The following is a 10,012-nucleotide window of genomic DNA, read 5'->3' as shown; positions in this document are numbered from 1 at the left end:
GACTCGGGCAATCTTACTGTGCTCGCCGAGCCCGCGACGACGGCTCGAGCTCAGTGACTATCGGATACCACGCCCGGTTGTTGCAACCATGTGAGCTGTGCCACAAGCATTCACAGTGAGCTGTAACCCTTCACAACGAACTCTGTCACAGACGGTCGCAGCCCGCCTATCGGATACGAATGCCGACCGGTGTCACAACCAGCCGCGACGGGTCGCCTGCACGCCCGCCTGGAACCGGGTGCTCGCGCCCAGCCGCTCCAGCAGGCTCGCGGTCCGGCGCACCACGGTGCGCCGGGACAATCCCAGCCGGCGGGCAATGGTGTCGTCGGTCGCACCCATGCTCATCAGCGTGAGAATGGCCTTGTCACGCTCGTCCAGCGCCTCCGAGGGATTCACCGAGATCGGGGTGGCCATGGTCCACAGCGCGTCGAAGGTCTTCACCAGCAGATCGAGGGTCGGCGACGGGCCCACCCGGACACCCATGGGATCACCACGGCGTTCATCGGTGTGCAGCACCAGCACCGCCCGCCGATCGTCGGCGACGATGAGCTTCATGGGCGGATCCGGCAGGGTGCGGGCCAGTGCGCCGACGGCATTGGTGGCCAGCACATGTCGCAGCCGTTCCGGATCCTGGTAGATGGTCTCCTGATACAGGGTCTTGTAGTCGATGCCGGCACTGATGCGCGAGGTCTTGAGCTCGAACATCCGCTCCTCGGTCTCCACATCGGAGAGGAACGGACCGCGCTCCACCACCTTCACGCAGGAATGCGCGGTGTGCTGCAGATCCTCGAAATCGGCCAGCAGCTGGCGGCGTTCGTACACGGCCACCACCGCGCCGTCGGCATCGGTGGTGCGGCGCACCGAGCGGAAGGTCTCCCCCAGCCGGGCGGCCGCGGACTGCATGCGCAGCATCTCCGAGTTGCGGCGGCGAGTCTCGGCCTCCGACAAGGCTTCCGGCGCATGCGCATCCCAGCGCGAGAGGCCGTTGCCGTCGGTGAGCCGGACCGCGGCCTCGAGATGACACAGCGCTTCCAGCGCCGCCTCCGTCACGCGCGGCGGAACGCCGAGGCGCTCCGCGACCTCGAGTGCGGTGGATCGCGGATGTTGTACGAGCAGTGCGTAAGTGCGGCCGTGTAGCGAGCCCGCGTCGAACAGATCGTCCAGTGAAGTCACCGCACCCACCGGTACACGCCGGTCCGGGAAACGCCCGGTCGATGGTGCGGGTGACCTGTCTACTGGGCCGGACCCCACTGCTGCTGCATGAGGACGCCCTTGCTGGCCAACCATGGCAGCGGATCCATCTTCGTGTCGGCGGGATCCCAGATCTCCAGATGCAAATGGGGACCTGTGGAATCACCGCGGTTTCCGACCGATGCGATCACATCGCCGGTGTTCACCCGCTGCCCGGTGGTCACGTACATGTCGTTGACGTGACCGTAGACAGCGGTGGTGCCGTCGTCCTGCTTGACGCGCACCCAGAGACCGAAACCCTGAGCCGGGCCGGCCGAGATGACGGTGCCACCCATCACGGAGTGAATGGGGGTACCGATGGGATCACCGAAGTCGATCCCGTAATGCATTGCACCCCAGCGCATTCCGAAGCCGGAAGTAAGGGGGCCGTCGACCGGCTTCACGGCCGGAGCCGGGGCCAGCTGCTGCTGCAGACCCTTGATGGTCGCCTCGGCCTGCGCGAGCGGACCGGACACCTCGGGCGGCAGGTTCTGCAGGCCGAAGGGGGTGGGGTTCGGCGCGTTCACCTGGTCGGCGACCGGCTTCGCCTGCTGCGGGGCCAGGGCGGCGACATCGGCGGCCTGTTTCAGGTTCGCCGGCGCGGTGCCGTCCTGGACCGCGGCCTTCTGCGCGACCGGGGAGTCGTCGTGATTGGGGAGTAGCGGGGCGGCGTGCGCCAAGGCGGGAACCAGCTGGGTCGCGGTGCCGATGAGGGCGGCTCCTGCGACGGCGGCTCCGACGCCGATCTTCACCCGATCCCGGGTGGTGTGCTCGGTCCGGTGCTTGCGACGGTTGGTGAGACCGTCCCATTCGGCGCCGGAATCGTTGAGCAAGTCCAATACTGAGACGGAGTTCGCGGTCTCTCTGTGATGCGGCACTGCTCGTCCTAGCGTTCGAAGTTCCGGTAACGATTCGGTTTCGCTGTGACGGAAACTGTACTCGGTTGTGACCATTCCGCAACCTTTTGTGCGAAAACGGCAGCTCGGCAGATCGAACTGATGATCACGGCCCGTGACCCGGAGGAGCACACTGGCAGTCATGGTTCTCGACGAGCTGAACACCCCGATCGTTCTCGCGCCCATGGCCGGCGGACCCTCGACTCCGGAGCTGGCCGCGGCCGTCTCCGAGGCAGGCGGGCTGGGCTTCCTCGCCGCCGGTTATCTCACCGCGGCCGATCTCGCAGACCGTATTAAACGGACAAGGGCTATTACTACGGCATCCTTCGGCGTCAACCTGTTCTATCCTTCCGCCCCCACCCCGGCCGACCGGTTCGCCGCATATGTCGCGGAGCTCGGCCGGGACTTCCCGGTCGGCGAACCCCGCCACGACACCGACGACTGGGACGCCAAGCTCGACCTGCTGACCGCCGAACCGGTCGCGGTCGTATCGGTCACCTTCGGCTGCCCGAGCGCCGACGAGATCGGGCGGCTGCACGCGGCGGGCTCCGAGGTGTGGGTGACGGTGACCTCCGTGGCCGAGGCCCGCCAGGCCGTCGACGCCGGGGCGGACGCGCTCATCGCGCAGGGCGCGGAGGCGGGCGGGCATCGCGGCGTCTTCATCGACCGGGCCGAGGACGACGCAGTCGACGCGCTCGGGCTGCTCGCATTGGTCCAGCTGCTGACCGCCGCCGTGGACCGGCCGATCATCGCGGCGGGCGGCATCAGCACCGGCGCGGGCTTGGCCTCGGTGCTGGCCGCGGGCGCCGCGGCGGCCCAGATCGGCACCGCGTTCCTGCGCTCCCCCGAGGCGGGCACCGCAGCGCTGCTGCGGGACGCGGTCGCGTCCGCGACGCCGACCCAGCTCACCCGCGCCTTCACCGGGCGGCGGGCGCGCGGGGTGCGCAACAAGTTCATGACGGACCATCCGGACGCACCCGTCGCCTACCCCGAGATCCATTACGCCACCGGGCCTTTGCGCGCGGCGGCGCGGAGCGAGGGCAACGCCGACGCGGTGAATCTCTGGGCCGGTCAGGCGCATTCGCTGGCGCCGGAGCTACCGGCCGGCGAGCTGGTGCGGCAGCTGTCCGCGGAGGCGAAAACCGCTCTGGAAAAGGCACTTTCGCGACCAATCCAGGGTTGTTGACAACCTTTGTCGATTAGAATCGGCGTTGCCGTGCGGTTCGATGCCTCGCGTAGCGCTTGCGCGTCATGGAACATAGCCCGGAACAGAGATACCCTCCGAACAGCCCTTTACCACTGTCGATCTGTCCCAAAGAGCAGCGTCCAAGGTTCCCGTCCAGGGTAAGTCGGGGATCGCTAAACGACATGGCCGTACCCTCGACGACGTTCGATTCCAGCGGCCCTCTCCCGAGCGAGGCACTTTACGCCGATATTCGAACGTGGCTTGCTGCATGAGGCTTCAAGATCATGTTTGGGAGATGACCGTTCCCTCCCGCAACCCCTGGGAGGCAGAGGCTCATCGCAACAGCGCACCCGAGAACCGGAAGCTCCCAGGGGCCACGTCATGAAGCTTCGCCGTGACGGCGGACTCGTCGCCGCCACACAGCAGAAAATTCAGCAGTTAGGCCCATCCTCTACAACTGAACATAGCGAAACCGCCGAGAGCCTCAAGAGTTTTCGCATATCACGCACCACCCGCCGTCCCGATCGTATCCCCGTTTATCCCGATCACTTCGGCACTCAGCTGATCGTGCGCCCTCGTTATGCCCGTTTGCGACTGCTCGCGACGTTATTCATGATGATTCGGACCGCCAGAACTGCAGGCGTGGCGATCATTCCCGCACTAACCGCGGCCCCGCCCGTCTGCAGGTCTATCTTCGGCGGTCCCGTGCAGGCTATCGTCTCGTTACCTCGTAGGCAGTGATTTTCACCGGAACTCGCACCACCATCCGCACCGCACCGTGCGGGTGGTGGAAACCGCTTCCGTCACCAGCACGGATGCAATAGTCAAACAGCCTGAGTCTCAGGGATCGACCAGGTAATGCATGACTTCCCATGTCTCCGAAGGGAAGCCCGAGCACGTCGTAGATGGACTCCTCCCCTGCACCTATGTGGTGGGGTGGCATCTTGCACGTCGATCAGAGACCAGTTCCGAGAACACCACCATCCGGCGTGTCCGGCTGACAACGTCAACCGAGCCGTACTACCCCGCCCCAACGGCGAACATCATGCATTGCTGATGGCAGCACTCCCATCGCCCCTTCACGTCCGCTTCAGAGCAACTCGAGACTTATGCGCACTGTGGTCGTCGTGGCGGAACCTGCAACAAGCACATCGCCCGTTGTCGGCATGCTTGCCGTCGTAAACTCGCTCAGGACGAGGTGCTGTTGGGCGCCGCAGTCGAGATCGGAGGCCAGCTCGAGTAGATGTTTGGCGGCGAGACCGTCACATGTGACGGGTTGGGCTGCGGGTTGATCCACAGTCTCGGGAGGTCGGGCCTGGAAAAGTGAGGGGTACAGGCCGAATTCCGAGGCTGGGCCGGTAAACGAACCATCGAACCCGCATGTATTCAACGTCACCCCGACGCGACAGCTGGACGTCATATGCATCAGATGCCAGCTGTCCGGGATATGGATATGAAACTTCTTGGCCAATTCTTCCTTGGCCTGACTGTCGGACATGCTCGTCGCTACGACATCGGAACCCACTGCCACACCCGTGACTTTGTGTATTGCGAAGACCAGCAGGGCTAACAGCATTGCGAGAACCGACACAAGTCCCAGCAGTATGAGCGCCCACGCCCGTCCGCGCCGCCGAATTGCGGTAGCCGTCGAACTATCCTGCGGCGCGGCGAATCCCATCCGGCCCTCCTTTCCCTAGACCCTACCAGTGGAACTGCACCAACGCCTTGCCATACCGACGGCCGATCGCGCCCCGCAACAGTTGCTGAATGAGGCTTCGAGATTACGTCTGGGAGACGACCGTTTCCTCCCTCAGCCTCTTGGAAGCAGCGGCCCACCGAGGCGCCGCGCACGTGCAACCGGACGCCCTCAAGGTCCAGGTCCTGGAGCTTCGCCGTGATGGTGGACTCGTCAACGGCCCCAAGCAACGCGCCTGTCAGGTTCACGTCCACCAGTCTCGTTCACGAGGTACTCAACAACCACGGCAGCCTCGGCAGCCACAGCCCCACCACGACCGCCGTACCGACTTCCACCACACTCCTCAGCAGCGGAGGACTCAGCAGCCAGGCCGAGACCCTCGACAACTGAACATAATGAAACCCCCAGAACCTCCGGAGATTTCGTTATGCCAGAAACCGACCTGAGCCGCCCAGATCAGCCGGCTCATTGCGTCGTGCAGCATCTAGGCGTCGACAAGGGCGCGTTCGGTCCCATCGCCAACCAGCGCGATTTGAGATTCTCGGGTCGCTTCACCGACGACTTTGACGGCTCAACTCCACATGACTCCGACAGCATGCACAGCCCCGACTAGTGCGATCGAAATTTGGACCACACAATAATCGTCCACAATTACGGACGATCAGCTCAATGACTATCGCAACGAGGTTTCACGCCGCCGCAAGTTGATCAGCCGCGAAAATATGAATCAGCCGATGGGGTCTGGTTCGACGCCCTGATTGTGCTGGATCTAAACGGATAACACAGATAACTCGCCACCATCCGAGCATCACTCTTTCGCGAAAGGAAAATCAATATCCGGTCGGATACCTCTTTCCATAGCCTCCAGGAAGCTGGTTAAGGGCCTTGATTGGGAGCCGGTGCAGACACGGCGGCCAATTTGGTCCAACTTCGGCGGAAGGCCTGTGAAACATGCATGGACACAGGGCGAATTGACACAGTCATGCCTATCGGCAATCGCCGTGCGCGCACCCCCGGCGGTTACCTTATCGGCAAGACACTCAGCCTCGCTCGGTCAATTATTCCAACCTTCTAAACGATTGGCTAAATCCAGCAGCTCCACAACACTAAATAGCACACCAATAACAATCAACGGCACGAAAAGGGCATGCGATAACGGAAGCCCGCAGCCTTTACGAAACCTCACTTGTACGCTCCACTGCCGTAAAGGATCTGATCCGCGACCTGGACAACACCCAGCGTGCTACTACCATGCTCTCTTTCCCCCCCTGTAAAGCCATAGGTTCCCGCAGCCACACCTAGTGCGTTCTCCGCCGTTCCACCGGCATTGTAGGCGGACCCAAGGAACTGATCCAGCGGCTGCCTCGCGCGTACCTCGGGGATCGCAAGGTTCGCCGCGTCGGTGTAAAGCATCTTCAGGTTGTAGGCAGTCACTTTTATGTCCAGATCATCATTATTGATCAAATCCGACAGTGCAAGTTTATCGGGGAAAGCTGAATATCTTTCCGTAACCTCCAGAAAAGGGTGCAGCTTCAAATTGGTGAGACCGATGGAATTCCCAGCGTCATCATCGTGTTTGGTAATTCCAGCCATCGCGGCATCCAGACGCGCCCAGTCGTAGGCCACCCCCACGCTCTCGCCATCCGGAGCCAGACCAGCTTTATAGGTCGACGGATTTTGCAGGGCTACCAAAAGATTTCTGTCCGTACCCGGCGCACCTCTGTAACCGGTGCGCAGCGGCGCGCCCTCCTGCAGTACCATGGCAAGCACCAAATCCGGGTCGACTCCCGCGTCGTTTCCGTACTTGACCGCCGCTTCCGCCCATCCCTTCATCTGTGGGCCATACACATCCAATGCATCGAGATTAGCAGCACGCGTGAGAGTTGGCGGGGCGTCCCAGGTGGCGCTGACGTGTGGTAGCGACAGGGTCGGATTCATCGGGGGATCGGGAAGAGGAACGGGAAAGTCGAGTGGGTGGACGAGTTGCGGCACCAGACCTTTGGGCACATTGTTTAGGTGTGGCATAAGCCCACCGAAGTTACGACTAAACAAGGAATTCCTTTCAGAACCGCCATCCAGCGGCGTGTAGAAGTTGCGTCCGGTCGACACCGTTGCGGCCGCACTCAAGTTGGCGTCGAAGCGCGAATGACGGCCTGCGTTGCCAGCACTAGTCCACGAGGCCCGCGCGCCTGTTGTCGATCGCGGGCACTCCAGCGCGGACGCGTCGGGTGTCAGCCCTCCACGCGAAATACGCAGTCCAGCAGGATGAACTGCTGACGGCCAGTCTATGCGGACAGTGTGTGACGACAAGCTGATCGACCAACAGCGTTCCTTCATCCGTTCGGGTATCAAACCGCGGCGCTGCTGCGGGACGCGGTCGCGTCCGCGACGCCGACCCAGCTCACCCGCGCCTTCACCGGGCGGCGGGCGCGCGGAGTGCGCAACAAGTTCATGACGGACCATCCGGACGCACCCGTCGCCTACCCCGAGATCCATTACGCCACCGGGCCTTTGCGCGCGGCGGCGCGGAGCGAGGGCAACGCCGACGCGGTGAATCTCTGGGCCGGTCAGGCGCATTCGCTGGCGCCGGAGCTACCGGCCGGCGAGCTGGTGCGGCAGCTGTCCGCGGAGGCGAAAACCGCTCTGGAAAAGGCACTTTCGCGACCAATCCAGGGTTGTTGACAACCTTTGTCGATTAGAATCGGCTGACACCTTCCGCCATCCCATGAGGAGAGCGATATGTCACTCGACGTACCCACCGCACTACTCGAGCGCGCCGAGCGCGGTGAAGTCAGCGACGCCGAATTCGTCGATTGTGTCCGTAACTCGCTGCCTTACGCCTACGAGGTGGTCAGCCGGGTCGCCGCGGACTTGCATTCCGGCACCGAAGAGTTCGCCGACAACACCATCGCTCCACCGGACGAGACGGCCCGCGGCCAGCTCCTGCGCGCCATGGCCTCCGACGCCATCCGCGGCGGCCTGGAACGCCATTTCGGCATCAAGCTCGCCTTCCAGAACTGCCACCGGGTAGCGGCCTTCCCGCTCTCCTCGGTCGGCGGCGACACCTACAGCACCTTCATCTCCACCCGCGCCCAGCTGCTCAATCAGAGCCCCGAGCTCCGCAACTGCTGACGCATCAGCCCGGCGCGACCGAAACCCGGTCGCGCCGAGCTGTGTCCGCCGTGCGCCCTACCGCCGGAGCCGCCGCAGCCGCCGTACCTCGCGCACGACCAGCCAGCAGCAGCCGAGGAACGGCAGCACGAGGATCAGCCAAGCGGCGATCCCGCTGGCGACATCGTCCCAGTCGCTCGCGCAGCTCACCCCGATCACACCGATCGTCATCACCCCGAAAAACAGGAACAGCAAACCCAATACGATCCACCACACCACCCGCCCCGCACCGAACAGGCGGCGGGACGGCTGCGGCGCAAATCCGAAGCCCGGCTGCGCCGCGGCATACGGATTACCCGGCCCGGCGAATGCCATTCCCCCGGCCGCCGAACCATAGTGCGGCACAAAGGTTCCGCCCGCCGGTGACGGCGAACCGAACCCACCGTACGTCGGCGCCGCGGCTCCGGGCAGCTGCGACCCGGGCGATGCCCCACCACCCCAAGCCTGCGCCGCCCCGCCGTCCGTCGGCCGTACCGGTGAATATGACTGCGCTGCAGGTGAGACCGGCGCCTGCCACGGCGCGTCGAAGCCTGGCGCGTCCCCGCGCCCGCCGACGGCCGGGGCCGACGGGTGGCCGGGCGAGGAGGGCATCGAGCCCGGCCACGGCTGCGCGGAAGGTCCGGGTGGGGTCGTGCCGTAGTGCTGCCCGGCATTGTCCGGCGGGAAGGTCGAACCACCGGACCGGGCCCGGTGGGGAGAGTAGGGGTTGGCGGGGCGCTGATCGACCGGGCTCGGGGGCGGGGTCAGCGGGGAGTCCCGGGTTGGGGGTAGGTGGGGGTTCGAGAGTGAGAAGGGGGTGCTCGCATCCCATTTCGTGGTGGGCGGGGCCGGGGTGATGGGACGGCTCGGGGCCGAGTGCTGCAGGCCCAGGGCGGCGCGGGCGGCGGTGGCGAGGGCGCCGGCGGTGGGGTAGCGGTGGGCGGGGTCCTTGGCCATGCCGCGGGTGACGATGCCGTCCAGGGCGGTGGGGACCGACAGGTTGTGAGTGCTGGGGCGGGGTGGGTCGACGGTGAGGTGGGCGGCCATCTGGCCGGCGGGTTCGGACTGGGCGAAAGGCTTTCGGCCGACCAGGCATTCGAAGAGCATGCAGGCCAGCGAGTAGACGTCGGAGCGGAGATCCTCGCTGCCGGAGAAGCGTTCGGGGGCCATGTAGGCCCAGGTGCCCACGGCCGCGCCCGTGGTGGTGAGGGTGGTCTGGCCGATGCCGCGGGCAATGCCGAAGTCGATGAGGTAGGCGAAACCGCTGGGCAGGGTGAGGACATTGGAGGGTTTCACGTCGCGGTGGATGAGGCCGGCGCCGTGCGCCACGTCCAGGGCCTCGGCGACCTGTGCGATCAGATCGACTGCGCGCGAGGGTGACAGCGCGCCCTCGGCGGCCAGCACCTTGCCGAGGTCGGAGCCGTCGACCAATTCCATATCGATGAACAGCCGGCCGTCCAGTTCGCCGAACGAATGGATGGGCACGATATGCGGTCCGCGCAGCCGCGCCGCCAGCCGCGCCTCACGCTCGAAGCGCCGCCGGTAATCGGTGTCCGCGGCCAGCTCCGAGGGCAGTAGTTTGAGCGCGACCTCACGCTCCAGATTGGTGTCCTCGGCCAGCCAGACCTGGCCCATGCCACCGCGACCCAGTAGTTCGACGAGACGGTAGTGACCGAGCTGATCCTGCTGTCCGAATTGGCCGAGTCGGCCATGCCCCGGCACGTGGCCTCCCCCTGGTCTAGCTGATGCAAGGTGCTCAGCATACGACCGCCGCGTGACACCCGCGGCGGAGCGGCGATGACCCCTACTCGCCGGAATTAACCAATAATTCGCCACGCCGCGATGGCTTAGGGG

Annotated in this window: 9 protein-coding genes; 4 read left to right on the top strand and 5 right to left on the bottom strand. The window is 64.8% G+C overall.

The window, feature by feature from the left end:
- Positions 1–192: 192 nt before the first annotated feature.
- Together ACIP5Y_RS42660 and ACIP5Y_RS42655 are read right to left on the bottom strand one after the other, a co-directional pair.
- A complete protein-coding gene (locus ACIP5Y_RS42660; protein WP_400359067.1) occupies positions 193–1,173 on the bottom strand; it encodes a LuxR C-terminal-related transcriptional regulator in 981 nt (326 codons plus the stop codon).
- Positions 1,174–1,232: 59 nt separating this feature from the next.
- Positions 1,233–2,069 carry a M23 family metallopeptidase gene (locus tag ACIP5Y_RS42655; protein WP_400359065.1) on the bottom strand — a complete coding sequence of 279 codons (837 nt, stop codon included), beginning with the start codon at positions 2,067–2,069 and terminating at the stop codon, positions 1,233–1,235.
- Positions 2,070–2,268: 199 nt separating this feature from the next.
- Between ACIP5Y_RS42655 and ACIP5Y_RS42650 the strand changes: the two genes are divergently transcribed.
- Together ACIP5Y_RS42650 and ACIP5Y_RS42645 are read left to right on the top strand one after the other, a co-directional pair.
- The gene (locus tag ACIP5Y_RS42650) at positions 2,269–3,312 is read left to right on the top strand and encodes an NAD(P)H-dependent flavin oxidoreductase (protein WP_400359063.1); all 1,044 of its coding nucleotides are present in this window, start codon (positions 2,269–2,271) and stop codon (positions 3,310–3,312) included.
- A gap of 381 nt (positions 3,313–3,693) precedes the next feature.
- Positions 3,694–4,053 (top strand): hypothetical protein, encoded by a 360-nt coding sequence (locus ACIP5Y_RS42645; RefSeq protein WP_400359061.1) that lies wholly within the window; start codon positions 3,694–3,696, stop codon positions 4,051–4,053.
- Between the two features lie 349 nt (positions 4,054–4,402).
- Here ACIP5Y_RS42645 and ACIP5Y_RS42640 read toward each other — a convergent pair whose 3' ends face one another.
- Positions 4,403–4,990 (bottom strand): hypothetical protein, encoded by a 588-nt coding sequence (locus tag ACIP5Y_RS42640; RefSeq protein ID WP_400359059.1) that lies wholly within the window; start codon positions 4,988–4,990, stop codon positions 4,403–4,405.
- Between the two features lie 1,200 nt (positions 4,991–6,190).
- On the bottom strand, positions 6,191–7,135 hold the full coding sequence (locus tag ACIP5Y_RS42635) for a hypothetical protein (protein ID WP_400359057.1): 945 nt from the start codon (positions 7,133–7,135) through the stop codon (positions 6,191–6,193).
- Positions 7,136–7,444: 309 nt separating this feature from the next.
- Between ACIP5Y_RS42635 and ACIP5Y_RS42630 the strand changes: the two genes are divergently transcribed.
- Complete coding sequence (locus ACIP5Y_RS42630) at positions 7,445–7,690, top strand: nitronate monooxygenase (RefSeq protein WP_400359056.1); 246 nt, start codon at positions 7,445–7,447, stop codon at positions 7,688–7,690.
- A gap of 57 nt (positions 7,691–7,747) precedes the next feature.
- Positions 7,748–8,140, top strand: coding sequence for an SCO5389 family protein (locus tag ACIP5Y_RS42625; protein WP_397006252.1), 393 nt, complete (start codon positions 7,748–7,750; stop codon positions 8,138–8,140).
- A gap of 57 nt (positions 8,141–8,197) precedes the next feature.
- On the opposite strand, the gene ACIP5Y_RS42620 is transcribed toward ACIP5Y_RS42625, so the two are convergent.
- The gene (locus ACIP5Y_RS42620) at positions 8,198–9,880 is read right to left on the bottom strand and encodes a protein kinase (protein WP_400359054.1); all 1,683 of its coding nucleotides are present in this window, start codon (positions 9,878–9,880) and stop codon (positions 8,198–8,200) included.
- Positions 9,881–10,012: the final 132 nt, after the last annotated feature.

The sequence above is a fragment of the Nocardia sp. NPDC088792 genome, assembly GCF_044750615.1.
Taxonomy (GTDB): domain Bacteria; phylum Actinomycetota; class Actinomycetes; order Mycobacteriales; family Mycobacteriaceae; genus Nocardia.
Note: the sequence above shows the minus strand (reverse complement) of the source record. Positions and strands in the feature narration are given on the sequence as shown.

Excerpts from the sequence above, each read along its gene's own strand:
- ACIP5Y_RS42650 (WP_400359063.1), top strand. The coding sequence starts at position 2,269 with ATGGTTCTCGACGAGCTGAACACCCCGATCGTTCTCGCGCCCATGGCC.
- ACIP5Y_RS42645 (WP_400359061.1), top strand. The coding sequence starts at position 3,694 with ATGAAGCTTCGCCGTGACGGCGGACTCGTCGCCGCCACACAGCAGAAA.
- ACIP5Y_RS42640 (WP_400359059.1), bottom strand. The coding sequence starts at position 4,990 with ATGGGATTCGCCGCGCCGCAGGATAGTTCGACGGCTACCGCAATTCGG.
- ACIP5Y_RS42625 (WP_397006252.1), top strand. The coding sequence starts at position 7,748 with ATGTCACTCGACGTACCCACCGCACTACTCGAGCGCGCCGAGCGCGGT.